Here is a 223-nt window from a genome sequence, read left to right on the forward strand (position 1 = left end):
TTAGATTAAAATCATAAAATAATGACTACATTTTGAGCCCTTATTTTATCAGCTTTTTTTATTACAAACCAACATCCGAGCTTAATAATTAACGGCGCTTACGATCCCATTTTAGTTTCTATGTCTGTTCTAATTGCGATCTTTGCAGCTTTTTTTACAGCTAAACTTATAGATATTGAGAAAAAAACTAATTTCCCAAGCTATCATCGTCTAGCAAATATCA

1 protein-coding gene is annotated in these 223 nt (G+C 30.0%); it reads left to right on the forward strand.

The window, feature by feature from the left end:
• Positions 1-42: 42 nt before the first annotated feature.
• Positions 43-223: hypothetical protein (locus V6260_RS19710; RefSeq protein WP_425355718.1), on the forward strand; the 181-nt coding region annotated here is incomplete at its 3' end.

This window comes from Pseudoalteromonas aliena (assembly GCF_038155085.1).
Lineage (GTDB): Bacteria > Pseudomonadota > Gammaproteobacteria > Enterobacterales > Alteromonadaceae > Pseudoalteromonas > Pseudoalteromonas aliena_A.